Annotated in this window: 20 protein-coding genes; 15 read left to right on the top strand and 5 right to left on the bottom strand. The window is 59.6% G+C overall.

The features are described from left to right. The first annotated feature begins 134 nt into the window (after positions 1 to 134). The 3 genes from secA (at position 135) to HX815_RS16845 (ending at position 5196) form a co-directional block, all read left to right on the top strand. Positions 135 to 2870 (top strand): preprotein translocase subunit SecA, encoded by a 2736-nt coding sequence (gene secA / locus HX815_RS16855; RefSeq protein ID WP_003209775.1) that lies wholly within the window; start codon positions 135 to 137, stop codon positions 2868 to 2870. Positions 2871 to 2992: 122 nt separating this feature from the next. Continuing rightward, positions 2993 to 4210 (top strand): bifunctional glutamate N-acetyltransferase/amino-acid acetyltransferase ArgJ, encoded by a 1218-nt coding sequence (gene argJ / locus HX815_RS16850; protein WP_003209777.1) that lies wholly within the window; start codon positions 2993 to 2995, stop codon positions 4208 to 4210. 41 nt (positions 4211 to 4251) lie between these two features. After that, on the top strand, positions 4252 to 5196 hold the full coding sequence (locus tag HX815_RS16845; RefSeq protein ID WP_102369787.1) for a Nudix family hydrolase: 945 nt from the start codon (positions 4252 to 4254) through the stop codon (positions 5194 to 5196). A 148-nt stretch (positions 5197 to 5344) separates the two neighbouring features. Here the strand turns inward: HX815_RS16845 and HX815_RS16840 are convergent, their stop codons facing one another. From HX815_RS16840 to HX815_RS16830, 3 genes are read right to left on the bottom strand one after another with little or no spacing between them, the layout of a single operon-like run. Continuing rightward, positions 5345 to 5923 carry a cob(I)yrinic acid a,c-diamide adenosyltransferase gene (locus tag HX815_RS16840; protein ID WP_008432363.1) on the bottom strand — a complete coding sequence of 193 codons (579 nt, stop codon included), beginning with the start codon at positions 5921 to 5923 and terminating at the stop codon, positions 5345 to 5347. Positions 5924 to 5925: 2 nt separating this feature from the next. Next, positions 5926 to 7962, bottom strand: a complete 2037-nt coding sequence (locus tag HX815_RS16835) for an ATP-binding protein (protein ID WP_003209782.1) — start codon at positions 7960 to 7962, stop codon at positions 5926 to 5928. Positions 7963 to 8008: 46 nt separating this feature from the next. Beyond that, positions 8009 to 8926 (bottom strand): putative 2-dehydropantoate 2-reductase, encoded by a 918-nt coding sequence (locus tag HX815_RS16830; protein ID WP_177028601.1) that lies wholly within the window; start codon positions 8924 to 8926, stop codon positions 8009 to 8011. Between the two features lie 126 nt (positions 8927 to 9052). Here HX815_RS16830 and HX815_RS16825 point away from each other — a divergent pair, with 126 nt between their 5' ends. Both HX815_RS16825 and HX815_RS16820 read left to right on the top strand, forming a co-directional pair. Then, positions 9053 to 9538 carry a YajQ family cyclic di-GMP-binding protein gene (locus HX815_RS16825; protein ID WP_003209785.1) on the top strand — a complete coding sequence of 162 codons (486 nt, stop codon included), beginning with the start codon at positions 9053 to 9055 and terminating at the stop codon, positions 9536 to 9538. 134 nt (positions 9539 to 9672) lie between these two features. After that, on the top strand, positions 9673 to 10515 hold the full coding sequence (locus HX815_RS16820; protein WP_003209787.1) for a mechanosensitive ion channel family protein: 843 nt from the start codon (positions 9673 to 9675) through the stop codon (positions 10513 to 10515). Positions 10516 to 10706: 191 nt separating this feature from the next. Here HX815_RS16820 and HX815_RS16815 read toward each other — a convergent pair whose 3' ends face one another. Beyond that, positions 10707 to 11978 (bottom strand): OprD family porin, encoded by a 1272-nt coding sequence (locus HX815_RS16815; RefSeq protein ID WP_003209790.1) that lies wholly within the window; start codon positions 11976 to 11978, stop codon positions 10707 to 10709. A gap of 883 nt (positions 11979 to 12861) precedes the next feature. Between HX815_RS16815 and HX815_RS16810 the strand changes: the two genes are divergently transcribed. After that, positions 12862 to 13287 carry an HIT domain-containing protein gene (locus tag HX815_RS16810; protein WP_003209794.1) on the top strand — a complete coding sequence of 142 codons (426 nt, stop codon included), beginning with the start codon at positions 12862 to 12864 and terminating at the stop codon, positions 13285 to 13287. Positions 13288 to 13290: 3 nt separating this feature from the next. Next, a complete protein-coding gene (locus tag HX815_RS16805) occupies positions 13291 to 13497 on the top strand; it encodes a SlyX family protein (protein ID WP_003209796.1) in 207 nt (68 codons plus the stop codon). A gap of 85 nt (positions 13498 to 13582) precedes the next feature. Here HX815_RS16805 and HX815_RS31825 read toward each other — a convergent pair whose 3' ends face one another. Beyond that, positions 13583 to 14185, bottom strand: a complete 603-nt coding sequence (locus tag HX815_RS31825; protein ID WP_003209798.1) for a cold-shock protein — start codon at positions 14183 to 14185, stop codon at positions 13583 to 13585. Between the two features lie 428 nt (positions 14186 to 14613). Between HX815_RS31825 and HX815_RS16795 the strand changes: the two genes are divergently transcribed. The 8 genes from HX815_RS16795 to ruvB all read left to right on the top strand — a co-directional run bounded on the left by HX815_RS16795 (position 14614) and on the right by ruvB (position 21338). Further along, positions 14614 to 15087, top strand: a complete 474-nt coding sequence (locus HX815_RS16795; protein WP_003209800.1) for a Dps family protein — start codon at positions 14614 to 14616, stop codon at positions 15085 to 15087. 209 nt (positions 15088 to 15296) lie between these two features. Continuing rightward, on the top strand, positions 15297 to 15650 hold the full coding sequence (locus HX815_RS16790; RefSeq protein WP_043225921.1) for a ribbon-helix-helix domain-containing protein: 354 nt from the start codon (positions 15297 to 15299) through the stop codon (positions 15648 to 15650). 218 nt (positions 15651 to 15868) lie between these two features. After that, on the top strand, positions 15869 to 16090 hold the full coding sequence (locus HX815_RS16785) for an FmdB family zinc ribbon protein (protein WP_003209804.1): 222 nt from the start codon (positions 15869 to 15871) through the stop codon (positions 16088 to 16090). Between the two features lie 108 nt (positions 16091 to 16198). Continuing rightward, entirely contained in the window at positions 16199 to 17974 is a 1776-nt protein-coding gene (gene aspS, locus HX815_RS16780) for an aspartate--tRNA ligase (RefSeq protein WP_003209808.1), read from the top strand. A gap of 151 nt (positions 17975 to 18125) precedes the next feature. Then, complete coding sequence (locus HX815_RS16775; RefSeq protein WP_003209810.1) at positions 18126 to 18872, top strand: YebC/PmpR family DNA-binding transcriptional regulator; 747 nt, start codon at positions 18126 to 18128, stop codon at positions 18870 to 18872. Positions 18873 to 19027: 155 nt separating this feature from the next. Beyond that, a complete protein-coding gene (gene ruvC / locus HX815_RS16770; RefSeq protein WP_003209812.1) occupies positions 19028 to 19552 on the top strand; it encodes a crossover junction endodeoxyribonuclease RuvC in 525 nt (174 codons plus the stop codon). 115 nt (positions 19553 to 19667) lie between these two features. Next, positions 19668 to 20279 (top strand): Holliday junction branch migration protein RuvA, encoded by a 612-nt coding sequence (gene ruvA, locus HX815_RS16765; RefSeq protein ID WP_003209814.1) that lies wholly within the window; start codon positions 19668 to 19670, stop codon positions 20277 to 20279. Beyond that, a complete protein-coding gene (ruvB, locus tag HX815_RS16760; RefSeq protein ID WP_003209815.1) occupies positions 20280 to 21338 on the top strand; it encodes a Holliday junction branch migration DNA helicase RuvB in 1059 nt (352 codons plus the stop codon). Positions 21339 to 21361 lie beyond the last annotated feature (23 nt).

Raw genomic sequence — 21361 nt, 5'->3', positions numbered from 1 at the left:
GCCAGCATCGTGGAATAACGCCACTTTCCTCACCCACGTTTCCGGGTAGAATGCTCGTTCGCATGCGGCCGTGAGGGCTGCTCGGGCGACTCACGGGGCGCCCTCCATCCCTATGTGTGGAAGAACCTGCCGATATGTTTGCGCCTTTGTTAAAGAAACTTTTTGGAAGCAAGAATGAGCGCGAAGTCAAACGCATGCTCAAGACGGTGCAGCTGGTCAATGCCTTCGAAGAGCAGATGGTTGCCCTTTCGGACGAGCAATTGCGCGCCAAGACCGAAGAGTTCAAGGCCCGCATAGCCAAAGGTGAAACCCTCGACAAGCTGCTTCCCGAAGCCTTTGCGGTCGCCCGCGAAGCCGGTAAGCGTGTCATGGGCATGCGCCACTTCGACGTCCAGTTGATCGGCGGCATGACCTTGCATGAAGGCATGATTGCCGAAATGCGTACCGGTGAAGGCAAGACCCTGGTAGCTACCCTGGGCGTTTACCTCAACGCATTGTCCGGCAAGGGCGTGCACGTTGTGACGGTGAACGACTACCTCGCCCGCCGGGATGCCAACTGGATGCGTCCGCTGTACGAATTCCTCGGCCTGACGGTCGGCGTTGTCACGCCGTTCCAGCCGCCGGAAGAGAAGCGCGCCGCCTACGCTGCCGACATCACCTACGGTACCAACAACGAATTCGGTTTCGACTACCTGCGCGACAACATGGCGTTCAGCATGGAAGAAAAATTCCAGCGCGAACTCAATTTTGCCGTGATCGACGAAGTCGACTCCATCCTGATCGACGAAGCCCGTACCCCGCTGATCATCTCCGGTCAGGCCGAGGACAGCTCGCGCCTGTACACCGAGATCAACAAGCTGATCCCGCGCCTTGAGCAACACATCGAGGAAGTGGAAGGCGTGGTGACCAAAGAAGGTCACTTCACCATCGACGAGAAGACCCGCCAGGTCGAACTCAACGAAGCCGGTCACCAGTTCGTCGAAGACATGCTGACCCAGATCGGCCTGCTGGCCGAAGGCGAGAGCCTGTACTCGGCGCACAACCTGGGCCTGTTGACCCACGTATATGCGGGCCTGCGTGCTCACAAGCTGTTCCATCGCAACGTTGAATACATCGTGCAGGACGGCCAGGTCGTACTGGTCGACGAACACACCGGTCGTACCATGCCGGGTCGCCGTTTGTCGGAAGGCCTGCACCAGGCGATCGAAGCCAAGGAAGCCCTGAACATCCAGGCTGAAAGCCAGACCCTGGCCTCGACCACCTTCCAGAACTACTTCCGTCTGTACAACAAACTGTCCGGCATGACCGGTACAGCCGACACCGAAGCGTTCGAATTCCACCAGATCTACGGTCTGTCGGTGATGGTTATCCCGCCGAACAAGCCGCTGGCGCGTAAAGACTTCAACGACCTGGTGTTCCTGACCGCCGACGAGAAATACGCTGCAATCGTCGCCGACATCAAGGAATGCATGGCCCAGGGCCGTCCAGTGCTGGTGGGTACTGCCACCATCGAAACTTCCGAGCACATGTCCAGCTTGCTGGCCAAGGAAGGCATCGAGCACAAGGTCCTCAACGCCAAGTTCCACGAAAAAGAAGCCGAGATCATTGCCCAGGCCGGTCGCCCGGGCGCACTGACCATCGCCACCAACATGGCCGGTCGTGGTACCGACATCCTGTTGGGCGGTAACTGGGAAGTGGAAGTTGCGTCCCTGGACAACCCGACCCCTGAGCAGATCGCGCAGATCAAGGCCGACTGGCAGAAGCGCCACCAGCAAGTGCTGGAGTCCGGCGGCTTGCAGGTGATCGCGTCCGAGCGTCACGAATCGCGCCGTATCGACAACCAGCTGCGTGGTCGTGCCGGTCGTCAGGGTGACGCCGGTTCCAGCCGTTTCTACCTGTCCCTGGAAGACAGCCTGATGCGCATCTTCGCCTCGGATCGGGTGAAGAACTTCATGAAAGCCCTGGGCATGCAGTCCGGTGAGGCGATTGAACACCGCATGGTGACCAACGCCATCGAGAAGGCCCAGCGCAAGGTAGAAGGCCGTAACTTCGACATTCGTAAGCAACTGCTCGAGTTCGATGACGTCAACAACGAACAGCGTAAAGTGATTTATCACATGCGTAACAGTTTGTTGGCTGCCACCAACATCGGCGAGACCATTGCCGATTTCCGCCAGGACGTGCTCAACGCCACCGTCAGCGCCCATATCCCGCCACAGTCCCTGCCTGAGCAGTGGGATGTTGCCGGCCTGGAAGCTGCGTTGAAGAGCGACTTCGGTGTCGATTTGCCGGTCCAGCAATGGCTCGACGAAGACGACCACCTGTACGAAGAAACCCTGCGCGAGAAGCTCATGACCGAGCTGCTGGCCGCGTACAACGAGAAAGAAGAGCAGGCGAGTGCCGAAGCACTGCGCACCTTCGAGAAGCAAATCGTACTGCGTGTGCTGGACGACCTGTGGAAAGACCACCTGTCGACCATGGACCACCTGCGTCATGGCATCCACTTGCGTGGCTACGCCCAGAAGAACCCGAAGCAGGAGTACAAGCGCGAGTCGTTCACGCTGTTCTCCGAACTGCTGGATTCGATCAAGCGCGATTCGATTCGTGTGCTGTCCCACGTTCAGGTGCGTCGCGAAGACCCGATCGAGGAAGAAGCCCGCCTGCGTCAGGAAGCCGAGGCACTGGCTGCGCGCATGCAGTTCCAGCACGACGAAGCGCCTGGTCTTGAGGCTCCGGAAGTATTGGGCGAAGAGGTCGATGTGGCCCTGGCCCAGGCCCCGGTGCGCAACGAACAGAAGCTGGGCCGCAACGAACTGTGCTGGTGCGGTTCGGGCAAGAAGTTCAAACACTGCCACGGCGAAATCAACTAAGATTTTCGCCTGACGCTGCAACACCCCCGCGCCGCGACCGGCATCAGCCGTCGCGGCGTTTTGCCATTTCGTCACCGTCGATAGCGACGGGGTACACACCCAATATTTTTAGGAGCGCATTCATGGCTGTTGGTCTTGGTCCTTTGCCCACGTTGCACCCGGTTGCCGGTTTTGAACTCGGTATCGCTTCGGCGGGCATCAAGCGCCCGGGGCGCAAGGATGTGGTGGTGATGCGCTGTGCCGAAGGCTCGACCGTCGCGGGTGTGTTCACCCTGAACGCGTTTTGCGCCGCGCCCGTGATTCTGGCCAAACAGCGTGTCGAAGGCCCGGTGCGTTACCTGTTGACCAACACCGGCAATGCCAACGCCGGGACCGGCGAGCCTGGCCTGGCCGCCGCTGCCCGCACCTGCGCCAAGCTGGCGGAGCTGACCGGCGTGGACGCCAGCCAGGTGCTGCCGTACTCCACCGGTGTGATCGGTGAGCCGCTGCCGGTAGAGAAAATCGAAGGCGCGTTGCAAGCAGCGCTGGATGACCTGTCGGTGGATAACTGGGCGGCTGCGGCTACCGGGATCATGACCACCGATACTCTGCCAAAAGGCGCCAGCCGTCAGTTTGTGCACGAAGGCGTGACCGTTACCGTCACGGGCATCAGCAAAGGCGCCGGCATGATTCGCCCGAACATGGCGACCATGCTGGGCTATATCGCCACCGACGCCAAAGTCTCCCGTGACGTGCTGCAAAACCTGATGCTCGACGGCGCCAACAAGTCCTTCAACCGCATCACCATCGACGGCGACACCTCGACCAACGATTGCTGCATGTTGATCGCCACCGGCCAGGCTGACCTGCCGGAAATCACCTCGTCCAACGGCGCGTATTTCGCCGCGTTGAAGCAGGCGGTGTTCGAAGTGTGCATGGACGTGGCCCAGGCCATCGTGCGCGACGGCGAAGGCGCCACCAAGTTTGTGACGGTTGAAGTCAACGGCGGCGGTAACCACCAGGAATGCCTGGATGTCGGTTACACCGTGGCTCACTCGCCGCTGATCAAGACCGCGCTGTTTGCCTCCGACCCGAACTGGGGCCGTATCCTGGCCGCTGTGGGCCGTGCCGGCGTGCCGAACCTGGACGTGAGCAAGATCGACGTGTTCCTCGGCGAAGTGTGCATCGCCAGCCGTGGCGCCCGGGCCGAGACGTACACCGAAGCCCAGGGTTCGGCGGTGATGCAGCAGGAAGAAATCACCATCCGTATCGAATTGGGTCGCGGTGAGTGCAGCGAAACCATCTGGACCACTGACCTGTCCCACGAGTACGTGAAGATCAACGCGGAATACCGCACCTGATACCAGGCAGGTCTTCAAACCGATTCAGAGGAAATAGTGCGGTGAAACGAGTTCATGTAGCAGCAGCGGTCATCCGGGGTGTCGACGGCAGGATTCTGCTGGCGCGCCGCGCCGATACCCAGCATCAGGGCGGCCTCTGGGAGTTTCCCGGTGGCAAGGTGGAGGCCGATGAGTCGGTCGCTACCGCGCTGTCCCGTGAATTGCAGGAGGAGCTGGGCATCCAGGTCACGGCGGCTCGCCCGTTGATCAAGGTGCAGCATGATTACCCGGACAAACAGGTGTTGCTGGATGTCTGGGAAGTCTCGGCCTTTACCGGCGAGCCCCACGGTGCCGAAGGCCAACCCCTTGAGTGGGTGGCCCAGCGGGACCTGCCGAACTATGAGTTTCCGGCAGCCAATGCGCCGATCGTTGCGGCGGCGCGTTTACCGGCTGACTACTTGATCACTCCGGGCGAGCTGGAGACACCCGTCCTGCTGCGCGGTATTCAAAAAGCCATCGCTGGTGGCATCAAACTGGTTCAGCTGCGTGCCCCCAACGGTTACGACCCCAAGTACCGTGACCTGGCGGTGGACGCCGTGGGCCTGTGTGCGGGCAAGGCGCAACTGATGCTCAAGGGGCCGTTTGAATGGCTGGGGGATTTTCCCGCGGCCGGCTGGCATATGACCTCGGCGCAACTGCGCAAGTACGCCAGCAAGGGACGTCCTTTGCCGAAGGATCGCTGGTTGGCGGCGTCTTGCCACAATGCTGAGGAATTAGCCTTGGCGGAGTTGATGGACGTGGATTTCGTCACCTTGTCGCCGGTGCAGCCGACCCAGACTCATCCTGATGCCGAGCCGTTGGGCTGGGAGCAGGCACAGCAGTTGATCAGTGGGTTCAGCAAGCCGGTGTTCTTGCTCGGTGGGGTGGGTCCTGCTGAGCGGGAAAAGGCCTGGGAGGCTGGTGCTCAAGGTGTGGCGGGGATTCGGGCGTTCTGGCCTGAGGTTTAGGCATAACCCTGGCGAGTGGCCAGGGGAGCTGTTGTGGCGAGGGAGCTTGCTCCCGTTGGAGTGCGCAGCGCTCCCGCTTTTTTGGGGCCGCTACGCAGCCCAGCGGGAGCAAGCTCCCTCGCCACAGGTTGCAATCGGTCAGTAAGCATCAGTGCGGCTTTGCCGCCGCCTGCCACAAGATCTCTGCAACGCCCTGGCGCTTGGCAATCACCCTGGCTGCCACAAAGAGCAAGTCCGACAGCCGGTTGATGTACGCCAACCCGACGCCTTCCAGCGGTTCCTCTGCATTCAGGTGCTGACACCGGCGCTCCGCACTGCGAGCCAGGCTTCGGCATACATGGGCCTGGGCAATCAACGCCGAACCACCCGGCAGAATGAAGTTCTCCAGCGGCCCGACCTCTTCATTCCAGCGATCGATCGCCGCCTCAAGCCGGTCGACTTCCGCCGCGTTCAGCGCCTTGTACACCGGCATCGCCAATTCGCCGCCCAGGTCAAACAGACGATGCTGGCAAGGTGTCAGCACCTCGATCACATCCTTCAACGCTGGATGCTGCCCGCTTTGTTCCTCCAATCCCGCCAGCAACAAACCCAACTGGCTGTTCAGCGCATCCACCTCGCCAATCGCCTCCACCCGTGGATGGTCCTTGGGCACGCGGCGGCCGTCGCCCAGGCCGGTTTCGCCCTTGTCGCCGGTACGGGTGTAAATTTTCGACAGGCGAAAGCCCATGGTTAGCGCTCCAGTTGAGTGAGTTCGTTGGGTGGCAATTGGCTGCCCGCCAGGGGCAGGCGCAAGGTGAAGCAGGTACCCTGGCCAAGGGTCGAATGCACTTCCATCTGCCCCTTGTGATTGTTGGTGATGATGAAATACGAAACCGACAACCCAAGCCCGGTGCCCTGGCCGATTTCCTTGGTGGTGAAGAATGGCTCAAACGTGCGTTTGCGCACGTTCTCGCTCATGCCGATGCCGTTGTCTTCCACCTGGATTTCTGCCCACGGCGGGTTGAGCCGGGTGCGCAGGATGATCCGGCCGGGCTCGCTGCCGTCTTCGCGCTGATGAATGGCCTGGGCGGCGTTTTTCAGCAGGTTGAGCAGTACTTGCTCCAGTTCGTTGGCGGTGCCGGGGACCGGGCCCAGTTGCGGGTCGAACTGGCGGATGATCGCCTGGCCCTTGAAGTCGAAGCCGACGGTGAGGTCGAAGTCGTTGCCGGCAATTTCCACCGCCTGGTCGATCAAGGCCGGCAAGTCGCACGGCGCCATCTGCCGGTTGCTGCGGCGGCTGAAACTGAGCATGTGGGTGACGATTTTCGCCGCCCGGGCGCCAGCCTGCTGGATGCCGTCGAGCAACTGTGGCACTTCGCGGCTTTGCAGGTAGCGGTTGACCGAGTCCAGGTCGATGCCCGCCTGTTCGGCGTGCTCGAGGTTTTTCGGCAGTTCGTTGGACAACCGGCGGCGAATGTTCTGGACGTTATGCAGGATCGCTCCCAGCGGGTTGTTGATTTCGTGCGCCATGCCGGCGGCCAGGCCACCGACCGAGAGCATTTTCTCTGACTGCACCATCATTTCTTCCAGGGACAGGCGCTGGGTGATGTCGTCGATCCGGATCACCACGCCGCGCCCGGCACCGCCCATCAACGGGTAGAAGGTCAGGGCGTAGTGCTTGGGTTCGTCATCCTTGACCCAGGTAACGCGCTCGATCCGCTCCACGGTGTGTTGCTCTACCGTGGCCTTGATCTGCGGCAGGAACGGCTTGAGCGGCTGGAAGGCGAGGAAAATCGGCTGGTTCAGCGCCTCGTCCAGGCGGGTCCCGGAAAGTGCGCTGGCTTCCTGGTTCCACTGGGTGACGTAGAGCTGTTCGTCGAGGGCGATCAGCGCCGAGGGCATCGAGTCGATGATGCTGTTGAGGTAGTTCTGGAAGCCGGTGAGCTTTTTCTCGATCTTGCTGCGCACCTGCACTTCCAGTTCCAGCTTGCGGTTGGTGTGGCGGGTTTCTTCCGCCAGGCCCTGGGCTTGATCGTAGGCGGCCTGGGAATCGTCCCGCGCGCGCTTGAGTTGCTGCTCACGGGCTTCAATGCGCGAGAGCATGGTGTTGAAAGCTTCGGCGAGGCTGCCGATTTCATCATGATTGCCGCGACCGGCGCGCAGGGCGTAGTTCTCTTCCCGAGTGACCTGGCGCGACAATTCTTCCAGTTCATGGATCGGCCGGGTAATCAGGCGCTTGATCTGCCGGGCGATCACCAGCCACAGCAACACGCTGAAGATCAGGATACCCAGGCTGGCGGTGAAGGTCCCGGTATAGAAAGCCACCGGCAGTTCGCTGCTGGCCACCAGCAGCAAGTGCCCGGACGGTTTGCCGGCACGGGGCAGGGTGATCACCTGGTTGCTGCGAAATTCGGTGGTACGCCAGGTTTCAATGTCCCGGAAATTATCTGGCAGGTGCAGGCGATTGGCATGTTGCAGCTGGGCCAGGCGCGTGCCATCTCCGTCGTATAAGGCCGCGGCCCGCAATGGCGAGTAGCTGGTCAGTTCATCCAGCAGGGTTTGCGCCTTGAGCGGTGAGTCCAGGGACTCGGCGGCGAGCGACGGGTTGGACACCAGCCGACCGATGGCCTGCAAGGCCTGGGGCGCCATGCTTTCCTGGGAGATCCAGTAGGCGGCGCTGATAAAGGTCAGGTTGGCCACCAGCAAGACGGTGGTCAACAAAACCAGCAGGGCCGCCAGCAGTTTCTGCCCAACCGGTAGATTTTCGAGACGCTGGCGCAGTGGCATCAAGGTTTTCGCTGCAAAGGAACAAGCAGGCAGGGTAGCGCGTGCTTCAGTCGCTGGGCAATCCGCGTGCAGACAGTTGCCGTACCAGGCGCGCCTGGAGTTGTTGCAGGTGCGGCAAGCTCAGTTGGTGGCGGGCGGCCGCCTGGCAGGCATAGCCCAGCAAATAGCTGATTTCGGTGCGTCGGGCACTGGCCACGTCCTGGTACATCGAGGAGTAATTGGCCGCCGTGGCCTGGATTACCCGTTCCACTTCGCTGTGCAAATCTTCTGCGGCAGCGGGTTGGCCGCAGCATTCCAGCAGGTCGGCGAGTTCGGCGCACAGGGTGGCCACTTCGCACTGATGGGCTTGCAGCTCGCCATTGCGACATTGGTAAAGCACGGTCAGCGGGTTGATGGCGCAGTTCAGGGCCAGTTTGCGCCACAGGCGGGTGAGGATGTCGGTGCTCCACTCATGGGGAATGCCGGCGGCTTGCAGGTCATCCAGCCACAGCGGCGGAGTAGGGTGCCGAGCATCCCCCAGCCAGGTGTAGCCATGGCCGGCAAACACTACTCGCCAGTCACTCTCGCGAAACGCGCCTTCGGTGCTGGAGGCGAAGATGCAGCGTGCCTGGGGCAGTTGGGCGGCGACTGCGTCCTGGCTGCCCAGCCCGTTTTGCAACAGGATCAGTTCGGCGTCCGGCACCAGTCGATGTTCCAGCTGTGCGACGGCTTCCTGGGCGTCGTAGGCCTTGCACGCCACCAGCAGGCGATGAATTGGCCCAGGGCTGTCGGAGGTTTCGCCGACGACCGGGTAGGTGTGAGCCACGCCTTGCTCGACCAGGGTCAGGCCATTGGCCGTCTGATAACTCGCCAACCGCCCGGGATCCCGCAGGATCAGGCGCACGGGCAGACCGGCGCGGGCCAGGCGGGCGGCCCACAGTGTTCCGAGGCTGCCGGCGCCGAGGACGTGCCAGGTGGTCGACATCAGTTTTTACTCCGTAAGGCTGCCCGCAGTGAACGAGGCGAAAGAACCGCTATAATGCCCGGGCATTTTAGCCCGGGCGTGCTCCATCTCTACTGAGCCGCGCCCCTTTTTTATTGGAGAAATTACATGCCGTCGTTCGACGTGGTATCCGAACTGGACAAACATGAAGTCACCAACGCCGTCGAGAACGCCGTCAAGGAGCTGGATCGCCGCTATGACTTGAAGGGCAAGGGCAGCTTCGAGTTCAAGGAAAAAGAGCTGACCGTCAACCTGACCGCGGAAGCCGACTTCCAGCTGGAAGCGATGATTGAGATCCTCAAGCTGTCTCTGGTCAAGCGCAAGATCGACGCGCAATGCCTCGAAATCAAGGATGCCTATGCGTCCGGCAAGCTGATGAAGCAGGAAGCCGTGCTCAAGGAAGGCATCGACAAGGAGCTGGCGAAGAAAATCGTCGCTCACGTCAAGGACGCCAAGCTCAAGGTCCAGGCCGCCATCCAGGGCGAGCAGGTGCGTATCACCGGCAAGAAGCGTGACGATTTGCAGGAGGCCATTGCTGCCCTGCGCGCCAAGACCTTCGACATGCCGCTGCAGTTCAATAACTTCCGCGACTGAGTGGACCCCTCGGGAACCTGTGGACGTTTTTGACGTCCCACGCCCAGAACCTGCAGAAACGATTGAGCCCTTCGGGGCTCATTTGTTATGTGGGGATTGATAAGGCCGCACATCCGGCAAACAGGAGAATGTAGATGGACTTGAACGCTGAAGTGGATCACTTGATCAAGACCTCGGAGTCGTGGTTACCGATGATCATGGAATACGGCAGCCGATTTTTGCTGGCAGTGGTCACCCTGGCCATTGGTTGGTGGCTGATCAACGTCTTGACCCACCGGGTAGGGCGTTTGCTGGCGTTGCGTAATGCTGACCTGGCGCTGCAACACTTCATTACCAGCCTTGCGAACATTGCGCTCAAGGTCATGCTGGTGGTCAACGTGGCCTCGATGATCGGCGTCGCAACCACCTCGTTCGTTGCCGCGATCGGCGCCGCCACCCTGGCCATCGGCCTGGCATTGCAAGGCAGCCTGGCGAACTTCGCCGGCGGCGTGCTGATTCTGTTGTTCCGTCCGTTCCGCATTGGTGACTGGATCGAAGCCCAGGGCACTTCCGGTACCGTCGACAGCATCCAGATCTTCCACACCGTGTTGCGCACCGGCGACAACAAGACGGTGATCATCCCCAATGGCAGCCTGTCCAACGGCCTCATCACCAACACCAACCGTCAGCCGACCCGCAAGGTGGTGTTTGACGTGGGGGTCGACTATGAAGCCGACCTGCAGAAAGCACGCGAAGTGCTGCTGGAACTGGCCAAGGATCCACGCGTATTGGCTGATCCTGCGCCGGCAGCGGTAGTTTCGACCTTGGGCGACAGTTCGATCACGGTATCCCTGCGAGTCTGGACCAAGACTTCGGATTACTGGGATGTGATGTTCATGTTCAATGAACTGGCACGTGACCGTTTGAAAGCGGCGGGGATTGATATTCCGTTTCCACAACGGGTTATTCGCGTCATGCAGGAAAGTGCTGGGAAGTAATAGTGTGACTGGATGATTAAACCTGGCCGATATGTCAGGTTTGTTACGCAGGATTAAACTAGATAGTTAGCTTGCTAGTTATCCGGTTGTTGAGATTAAGTTGCAATAAAAAAGCCGCTCACTTGCGAACAAGTGAGCGGCTTTTTAGTTAGGGCCGAAACCCTAAGTCATCGTTGTAATCAAACTGCCAATTACAAGATGTTCAGCGGGTATTGCGCGATCAGACGCAGTTCGTCGATGGACGCCGAACCGTAGTACACACCATCGCTGGAGCGATAAGTGGCTTGACGCACGCGCAGGCTCAGGTCTTTTGCCGGGCCGCTCTGGATCACGTACTTGGCTTCGATGTCACGTTCCCACTCTTTGCCGTTCGAGGTGTCGGCGGTGTTGGCGCCGGTACCTTTGACGTAGCGAGTCATGAAGCTCAGGCCTGGTACGCCGAAAGTCGCCATGTTCAGGTCGTAGCGAGCCTGGAACGACTTCTCGTCTTCAGCGTTGAAGTCGGAACGAGCGATGGAGTTGGCAAGGAAGATCGTGCCGCCGCCGTCTACGCCGTAGCCGTAGTCACCGTCACCGCTGACCTTCTGGTAGGCCAGGGTAAAGGTGTGAGCCTGGATGGTGTACGCGCCTTGCAAGCTGTAGGCACGGTTGTCCAGTTTGGTGGTGCCGTCTTTCTCAGCCCGTTGCAGGCCAGCGCCATCACTTTTGGTGCTGTAGATGTTGAAGTCGACCGCCAGGGACTGCTCATTGCTGAGCGCATGGGTCCAGTTCAGGTTGGCGTAGGTTTTCTTCCAGTAGTCTTCGGTCTTCGCGTAGTAGAGGCTGGCGCTGACTTCTGGAGTCAGGGCGTAGACACCACCGATGAAGTCGGTTTTTGTCAGGCCCAGGCTGTCGCGGTAGGTCTGGGCTTGTGCCACGCTCGAAGTGAAGTGACCGCCTTCAAGTTTCAGGCCTTTGATCTCGTTGCTGGTCAGCGAGATACCCTGTGGCAATTCAGGCAGCAGACGGCTGTCATCGGAAGCGAATACAGGCGCGGTGGTGTACTGGTCGCCGATTTTCAGGACCGTATCGGAGATACGGAACTTAACTGCGCCGCCGCCCTTGGAGTAATCATCCTGAGCGCGACCGTCGGAGCCAGTTGGAAACAGGCCAGTGCCGGAACGACCCTTGCCGCTGTCCAGTTTGACGCCCAACAGACCGATGACGTCGACACCCACACCGATGGTGCCTTGGGTGAAGCCCGACTGGTACAGGCCGTTGAAGCCCAGACCGGTTTCGTCGACGCGGCTCTTGCCGGTGTCATTGTTACGGAAGTCGCGGCTAAAGTTCAGGAGGCGAGTGTTGATGCTGAAAGTGCTGTCTTCAACAAAGCCCTTGGAATCGTCCTGGGAGGACGCCATTGCGAACTGCGAGGTGCCTGCTGAAACAGCCAGGGCGATCATGCTCCACTTCATCACGCGCATCGTGATTTGCTCCTTTGGTTTTAGGAAGAGTACTGCCGTCCCACCTATATTTTTGTCTGGGCGGCTCTTTCTTTTTTGTGTCGGCGCAAAGTTATATCACGCAGACATTATTGACGATACTTGCACATCTATCCTTTCAGCTTCTTTACGGGCCTGTCGTAAATTGCTAGCTCCATGTCGCAAATTCACAGTCCACTTGTAACCGGACTGACAACTTCAATGCTGTTTTAAAACCTTGGAAGCGGGGTGGAAAAGTCACCCCTGAAAGTTTCAACTCATCCCTGTCAGGCATTGAACCGCTGTTATTTTCCGTCGCGAAACACCTGCTTCCCGCCGGTGCCGTTGTCGACGATATGGGTGTGAATGCAACAAGCGTGCACAAACCCGTAACCGAATGTGATTTTTTCGTGAAAAGTGTCAACGGCCTGTAAAAACCGCATAAGCACGGGCTTTTTACGCCGTTTGGTTTGGCCTTGACGCGCCTGCCGCACTCCGGTTCGGTGGCGCATAAAACCTGTACCAGAGCAAAACGTTACCGGTTCACCCCGTTCGGTGGGTAGTTGGCGGATCCCTTTGAAGCACAAATGGGTCATTTTGGTGCAGTGCTTCACTGACTGCGTTTCTGCTCCCGTTCTGCCTTCGCCTTTTGAAAGCCGTCTGGCTCAAGGTCTTGAAGCATGTTCCGCGTCCCGACTTTGACCAGAATTGGATACATTGGTCATTTAGCGTAGCTGAAATATTGGCCTGTCTCGAAATGGTGCGCTTTTTTTCGTGGCGTCCTGTTTGGGCGCGTATTCGGCCACGCGCATTCGCCGTGAAGCGACCGGCATTCGCAGGTATGCTGGGCGCCTGAAACCTGACCCGCCGAACGGGAGTGACTGCTGTGTTCGCCTTAGATCCACGCCTTCAACAAGACACCTTGCCTATCGGGGATTTCCCCCTGTGTCGGCTGCTGCTTTCCAATGACTCGAATTACCCCTGGTTCATCCTGGTGCCGCGCATCGACGGTATCAGCGAAGTGTTTCAACTGGATGTCGCCGACCAGCAGCGGGTGTGGCAGGAAAGCACGGCACTGGCACAGTGGCTGAACGAAGGGTTCGGCGCCGACAAAATGAATATCGGTGCCTTGGGTAATGTGGTCAGCCAACTGCACGTGCATGTGATCGTACGCAAGCGCGACGACGCGGCCTGGCCTGCGCCGGTCTGGGGCAAGCACCCGGCGAAGCCCTACAGTGACGAGCAAGTGGTGGCAATTCGTGCGCGCCTGCGCGAGATCCTGCCGGCCGACTTCACGTTCCTGGAGGCTTGAGCCATGGATCTTCAAGCCCGCGTGACCGACCTGGAAAGCCGCCTGGCCTTTCAGGACGACACCATCGAGACCCTGAATGACATCCTGGTCACCCAGCAGCGTGCCGTGGAACGCCTGCAGTTGCAGATGACTGCGTTGCTCAAGCGCCAGGAAGAAATGGGCGGCCAGTTCGAGTCGTCCGAGGAAGAGGCGCCGCCGCCTCATTATTAATAAGGCAGGGGTTGACCCCCCGGGCATAAAAAAACCGCGATGCAGCCAGGCTGCATCGCGGTTTCTTTTTTTCGGGGTGCTGGAATCAGCGACGCGGCAATGCGGCGATCACATCTTCAGCTTGCAGCCCCTTGTCACGGTTCATGACGGAGAACTCCACGCGCTGGCCTTCCACCAGTACGCGATGGCCTTCGCCGCGAATCGCCCGGAAGTGGACGAAGATATCGTCGCCCGAATCCCGGGAAATAAAGCCGAAGCCCTTGGAGGTGTTGAACCACTTGACGGTCCCGGTATCCCGGTTGGTCATGTCGTAGCTTTGCGACGCAGCGGCCGGGGAGGAGCGGTAAAAACTGATGGCCAGATGAAGAACGATGGCGACCAGTGCGATTGCCAGGCTGAGCAGGACGGCCGGGTGGCCACCCACTTCAGGCATAGGCGCCAGCAGGGTGAGGGTTTGCACGACAACAGCCAGGACCAGCAGGGCGCTGACCAGGTTTTGCAGTTGATGACGCGGGCCTTTGTTCCAGTATGGAATGACTGGAGCCAGTGTCAGGTTAAGAAGACCAAAGAAGGTCAGGTAGAGAGCGTCAGGTTGCTGCAGGTAAGGCAGGGTCTCTGATCGCAGGCTGGGGATAAAGGACAGCAGCAAAGCTGCAGCGCCCGTTAGCAGGTGGACGATTTTCAACATTTTGATTAACTCACGTTAAGACGGATCACAAGGAAGAGCTGACGGGCACGGTTCGCTTCTGAACAATGGGAGGCGTTGGGCACGTGCACGGGTATCAGCCTATGCCGCTTGCCGCGAAAAATATCGGCGGCGACACGCTGCCTATTTAACAGCAAAGCCTGTGCCTACTCAAATCAAGCATTTCAGGCTGTTACAAGGGGCACGGCATTTCTGCGTCAAACACTTGTCCTAGACAGGTGCAGGCTTTTTCGCAGGTGCTGGGTAATTTTTCCGGTAGCTGTTGAAGCCTTGCCTGTCGGGCAAGCCCGCTCTGCAAGGGGCGATTTGCCGCACCTCGAAAGGGTCAGCCAGGCTGCGCACGGCCGGCACTCTTGCTAGAGTGGTCCTGCACCTGATCAATGAATTTTTATCAATTGAAGGGGAAACACATGGCAATCGATATTGGTATCAGTGAAGAAGACCGTAAATCAATCGTTGATGGACTTTCGCGACTGCTTTCCGATACCTATGTACTTTACCTGAAGACCCACAACTTCCATTGGAACGTAACGGGGCCCATGTTTCGTACACTGCACTTGATGTTTGAAGAGCAGTACAACGAACTGGCGCTGGCGGTGGATTCAATCGCAGAGCGTATTCGTGCCCTGGGCTTTCCCGCACCGGGTGCCTACTCGGTGTATGCGCGACTTTCTTCGATCAAGGAAGAAGAGGGTGTGCCGAGCGCTGAAGACATGATCAAGCAACTGGTCGAAGGCCAGGAAGCGGTGACTCGCACAGCCCGGGGGATCTTCCCGTTGTTGGATAAAGTCAGTGATGAACCGACGGCGGACTTGCTGACCCAGCGTATGCAAGTGCATGAAAAGACCGCATGGATGTTGCGTTCCCTGCTCGAAAACAAATAACACCGGTGGCGGGAGGGCGTCGAGCTGACGCCCCTCGCATGCCTGCTTCCCGGCGATTTCCGTGATTCCGCGAGCTTCCTGATACGCGCGTTGGCTTGTCCTACGGTGATCGGCTCCCTGTCTTCTGGCTGCACTTGTCGTCTTGATGTTTTATAGCTCAACGGCCAACGAGAACATGAGTGGCCGTCAGGCAATGGAGTGTCAAGTGTATGTCACGCGGAGCAGGTAATGGAGTTATGGAAACGTGCGGATTGCACAAGATAAAGGTAGATCCCTTTGCCAAGGGGTTCGATATGAACTTGGCCAGGCCATTGTCCCGATCGGTTCGGCTTAATGGTTTTTCGACGTGTTTGCGGCTCGAAGAGGTGTATTGGAATATCCTCGCGGAGATCGCCAGGATCAATACGTGTTCGGTCAGTGCGCTGCTGTCTTACGTGGACCGGGAAGTGCACTTGCGTTATGGCGGTGTAAAGAACTTCAGCGGTCTGGTCAGGGTGGTTTGCGTGGTGCATGTATTGAAAGGGCGGCTTGTCGCGCCCAGTGTCCAGCCGGACCCTGCATGAACCTTGTGCCGGGCGCCCGTCCCGGGATTGCCCCGGCTCGGGCGCCCGGCAGAAGCCTGCTGCAGTCATCTATATAAAGAGCAGCGCGCCGCTACGGCTGCACAGCCTCGATTTACCAGATATAATCCCGGGCTTTGCTGCGCATGCCGGGACTTTCCCACAGGATAGAGCCAGGGCAGGGCGTGGCGCAGTAATGATCTGATCGCCGAGACATCTCCATGCCCATGTACGACTATCAATGCGCTTCCTGTGGTCATCAGTTGGAAGCCATTCAAAAGATCAGCGCAGCGCCGCTGGTCGATTGCCCTGCCTGCCAGGCACCGGAGCTCAAGAAGATGTTGTCCATGCCGGGCTTTCGCCTGAGTGGCAACGGTTGGTACGAGACCGACTTCAAGACCGGTTCGAAGAAGAATCTGGCCGGCGGCGACAAAGCAGACTGAGTTGAACTCTACGCGCAGGCTCCTGCATTATCCGTCACCTGACTTAGCTGTACGGTGATGAGGCGGGCCTCCACCGAATTTCGAATTACGAGAAGCGAAACCACTATCATGATGCGCAGCCACTATTGCGGCCAACTGAACGAGACCCTGGAAGGTCAGGAAATCACCCTTTGCGGATGGGTTCACCGTCGCCGCGACCACGGCGGGGTGATCTTCCTCGATATCCGTGATCGTGATGGTCTGGCCCAGGTGGTGTTCGATCCGGACCGCGCCGAGAGCTTCGCCGCCGCCGATCGCGTGCGCAGCGAGTACGTCGTGAAGATCACCGGCAAGGTTCGCCTGCGTCCGGCCGGTGCCACCAACGCCAACATGGCGTCGGGCATGATCGAAGTGCTGGGTTACGAACTGGAAGTGCTGAACGAGTCGGAAACCCCGCCGTTCCCGCTGAACGAGTTCTCTGACGTTGGCGAAGAAACCCGCCTGCGTTATCGCTTCCTGGACCTGCGTCGCCCGGAAATGGCCGAGAAGCTGCGCCTGCGTTCGCGCATGACCACCAGCATCCGTCGCTTCCTCGACGAGAACGGCTTCCTCGACGTCGAGACGCCGATCCTGACCCGTGCTACCCCGGAAGGCGCCCGTGACTACCTGGTGCCGAGCCGTACCCACGCCGGTTCCTTCTTCGCCCTGCCGCAATCGCCACAGCTGTTCAAGCAACTGCTGATGGTTGCCGGCTTCGACCGTTACTACCAGATCGCCAAGTGCTTCCGTGACGAAGACCTGCGGGCCGACCGCCAGCCGGAATTCACTCAGATCGACATCGAGACCAGTTTCCTCGATGAAAAAGAGATCATGGGCATCACCGAGCAGATGATCCGCAACCTGTTCAAGGAAGTGCTGAACCTGGAGTTCGGCGAATTCCCGCACATGACCTTCGAAGAAGCCATGCGCCGTTACGGTTCCGACAAGCCAGACCTGCGTAACCCGCTGGAACTGGTTGACGTTGAAGACCAACTGAAAGATGTCGACTTCAAGGTGTTCAGCGGCCCGGCCAACGACCCGAAATGCCGTATCGCCGCACTGCGCGTGCCTGGCGCTGCGAGCATGCCGCGCAAGCAGATCGACGACTACACCAAGTTCGTCGGCATCTACGGTGCCAAGGGCCTGGCGTACATCAAGGTCAACGAGCGCGCCAAGGGCGTCGAAGGCCTGCAGTCGCCAATCGTCAAGAACATCCCTGAAGCCAACCTCAATGTGATCCTGGATCGTGTTGGCGCAGTTGACGGCGACATCGTGTTCTTCGGTGCCGACAAGTCGAAGATCGTCAGCGAAGCGCTGGGTGCACTGCGGATCAAGGTCGGCAACGACCTGAACCTGCTGACCTGCCAGTGGGCGCCGATGTGGGTTGTCGACTTCCCGATGTTCGAAGAAAACGACGACGGCAGCTTCAGCGCACTGCACCACCCGTTCACCGCGCCGAAGTGCACGCCGCAAGAGCTGGAAGCCAACCCGGCTGGCGCTCTGTCCCGTGCCTACGACATGGTGCTCAACGGCACCGAGCTGGGTGGCGGTTCGATCCGTATCCACCGCAAGGAAATGCAGCAATCGGTCTTCCGCCTGCTGGGCATCAACGAAGATGAGCAGCAAGAGAAGTTCGGCTTCCTGCTCGACGCCCTGAAATACGGCGCGCCACCCCATGGCGGCCTGGCCTTTGGCCTGGACCGTCTGGTGATGCTGATGACCGGTGCCCAGTCGATCCGTGAAGTGATTGCCTTCCCGAAAACCCAAAGTGCTGCCGACGTCATGACGCAAGCGCCGGGTGTGGTGGATGCCAAGGCACTGCGCGAGCTGCATATCCGTCTGCGCGAGACACCAAAGGCTGAGTAAGGCCGCAGCGTGAAAGCGCGATAAGGTTTTACATTGTCAGCTAAGGGCGCATCTTCGGATGCGCCTTTGCGTTACAAGGGCTGCACGTTAAAGAGGGAAGTCCCGCCTGGGGCGGGATCGACAGGTTTCTACAGAATTTCGGAGTTGTGTTATGGCTGGCCATTCCAAGTGGGCGAACATCAAGCACCGCAAAGAGCGTCAGGATGCCAAGAAAGGCAAGATCTTCACCAAGTGGATTCGCGAGCTGACTGTTGCCGCGCGCCAGGGTGGCGGTGACCCGGGTTCCAACCCGCGCCTGCGCCTGGCCCTGGACAAAGCCCTCGGCGCCAACATGAGCCGCGACATCATCGACCGCGCCGTGGCCCGTGGTGCCGGTGCGGCCGATACAGACGACATGGTCGAGTTGAGCTACGAAGGCTACGGCCCGGGTGGCGTGGCGGTGATGGTCGAGTGCATGACCGACAACCGCAACCGTACCGCGGCTGCCGTGCGCCATGCGTTCAGCAAATGTGGCGGCAACCTCGGCACTGACGGTTCGGTGGCCTACCTGTTTGAGCGCAAGGGGCAGATTTCCTTCGCGCCGGGCGTGGATGAAGATGCGCTGATTGAGGCGGCAATGGAGGCCGATGCCGACGACGTGGTGACCAACGAAGACGGTTCCATCGACGTGTTCACCTCGTTCGCGGGCTTCTATTCGGTGCGTAACGCCCTGGAAGCGGCTGGTTTCAAAGGCACAGACGCGGAAATCGTGATGCTGCCGACCACCAGCGCCGAGCTGGACCTGGACGGGGCGCAGAAGGTACTCAAGATGCTCGACATGCTTGAAGACCTGGATGACGTGCAGAACGTCTATTCCAATGCCGATATTCCGGAATCGGTGGCTGAACAGCTAGGCTGAAGGATGATGCAGATCTAATGTGGGAGCGGGCTTGCTCGCGAAGGCGGCGTGTCAGTCAGTCAATACGGTGACTGATACACCGCCTTCGCGAGCAAGCCCGCTCCCACATTTTGATCTTGGCTATATCAAGAATTTTTTATCCAACTGCAGGCGTTATGACTCTAATCCTAGGTATCGACCCCGGTTCGCGAATCACCGGCTTTGGCGTGGTCCAACAGACCCCGCGAGGCTGCGTGTACGTGGCGTCGGGCTGTATCCGTACCGGCGCCGGCGAGTTGGCCGAGCGCTTGCAGATCGTGTATCGCGGCGTGCGTGAAGTGATCCAGACCTATGGGCCAGTGACCATGGGCATCGAAAAAGTGTTCATGGCGAAAAACGCCGACTCCGCCCTGAAGCTCGGCCAGGCCCGCGGTGCGGCCATTGTGGCCGGAGCCGAGGAGGGCATGGAGATCGCTGAATACACCGCGACCCAGGTCAAGCAAGCCGTGGTCGGTACCGGTGCTGCCAATAAAGAGCAGGTGATGATGATGGTCATGCACATGCTCAAACTCACCGCCAAACCGCAAATCGATGCCTCCGACGCCCTGGCCATTGCCATTTGCCATGCCCATACCCGTTCCAGCCTGATGCCCCATGGCTTGGGGACCGCACGCAGTCGTGGCGGCCGGCTGCGTCTCTGATAGCATCAGCGCATTCATTCTGCGTGGGGTGCATGAACGGCCTGTGCTGTCGGCCGGCATGCCCGCGTTATTACCGGCCAGGCCTTGATTTGAGCCGATTCTTAAGGATTCGAACGTGATTGGACGCTTGCGCGGCACCCTGGCTGAGAAACAGCCACCGCACCTGATTCTGGATGTAAACGGGCTGGGTTATGAGCTTGAAGTGCCCATGACCACCCTCTACCGCTTACCGTCGGTCGGTGAACCGCTGACCCTGCACACTCACCTGGTGGTGCGCGAAGACGCGCAATTGCTCTATGGGTTCGTTGGCAAGCGTGACCGGGATTTTTTCCGTGAGCTGATCCGCCTCAACGGCGTGGGGCCGAAGCTGGCGCTGGCGCTGATGTCGAGCCTGGAAGTGGATGAATTGGTGCGCTGTGTGTCGGCCCAGGACACGTCCGCGCTGACCAAGGTACCGGGCGTTGGCAAGAAAACCGCCGAGCGCCTGCTGGTGGAGCTCAAAGACCGCTTCAAGGCCTGGGAGGTTGTGCCGAGCATGTTTGCCCTGGTGCCCAACCAGCCTGATGCGCCGGGTGTGCCGGTGGCCAGCGCTGAAAGCGATGCGGTCAGCGCGCTGATCTCCCTGGGCTACAAGCCGCAAGAGGCGAGCAAGGCCGTGTCAGCCATCAAGGACAAGAACCTGAGCAGCGAAGACATGATCCGCCGCGCCCTGAAGGGAATGATTTAAGTGATTGAAGCTGATCGTCTGATCGCGGCCACCGGGCCTCGTGATCGTGAAGAAATCCAGGACCGGGCGATTCGCCCCCTGAGCCTTGCCGAATACATCGGCCAGCCCACCGTGCGCGAGCAGATGGAGCTGTTCATCCAGGCCGCGCGCGGGCGCAGCGAGTCCCTGGACCACACGTTGATCTTCGGCCCGCCCGGGCTCGGCAAGACCACCCTGGCCAACATCATCGCCCAGGAAATGGGCGTGTCGATCAAGTCCACCTCCGGCCCCGTGCTGGAGCGCCCGGGCGACCTGGCGGCGCTGCTGACCAACCTGGAGCCCCACGACGTACTGTTTATCGACGAGATCCACCGGCTTTCGCCCATCGTCGAGGAAGTACTGTACCCGGCCATGGAAGACTTCCAACTGGACATCATGATCGGTGAAGGCCCGGCGGCGCGCTCGATCAAGCTCGACCTGCCACCGTTCACGCTGGTGGGTGCGACCACCCGTGCGGGCATGCTGACCAACCCGCTGCGAGACCGTTTCGGGATTGTTCAACGTCTAGAGTTCTATAGCACGGCGGATCTGGCCACCATCGTCAGCCGTTCGGCGAGCATCCTTGGCTTGCCCCTGGACCCGGAAGGCGCCTTTGAAATCGCCCGCCGCGCCCGTGGTACCCCGCGGATTGCCAACCGTCTGCTGCGCCGGGTGCGCGACTTTGCCGAAGTGCGGGCCAAGGGGCATATCACCAAGCCCGTGGCAGACCTGGCGCTGAACCTGCTGGATGTGGATGAGCATGGCTTTGATCACCAGGACCGGCGCCTGCTGTTGACCATGATCGAGAAGTTCGACGGCGGCCCGGTGGGCGTGGACAGCCTCGCCGCCGCCATCAGCGAAGAGCGGCATACGATTGAGGATGTACTGGAGCCGTATCTGATTCAGCAGGGCTACATCATGCGCACGCCAAGGGGGCGTGTGGTCACCCGGCATGCGTATCTGCACTTTGGGTTAAACATTCCGTCACGATTGGGCGAGATGCCCGTAGTAGACGAATTCCTCGATGCAGTAGACGATTAAAAACGCTTGGCGATTCGATTTAT

It is taken from the genome of Pseudomonas sp. E6002, from assembly GCF_013385565.1.
Classification (GTDB): Bacteria; Pseudomonadota; Gammaproteobacteria; order Pseudomonadales; family Pseudomonadaceae; genus Aquipseudomonas.
Note: the sequence above shows the minus strand (reverse complement) of the source record. Positions and strands in the feature narration are given on the sequence as shown.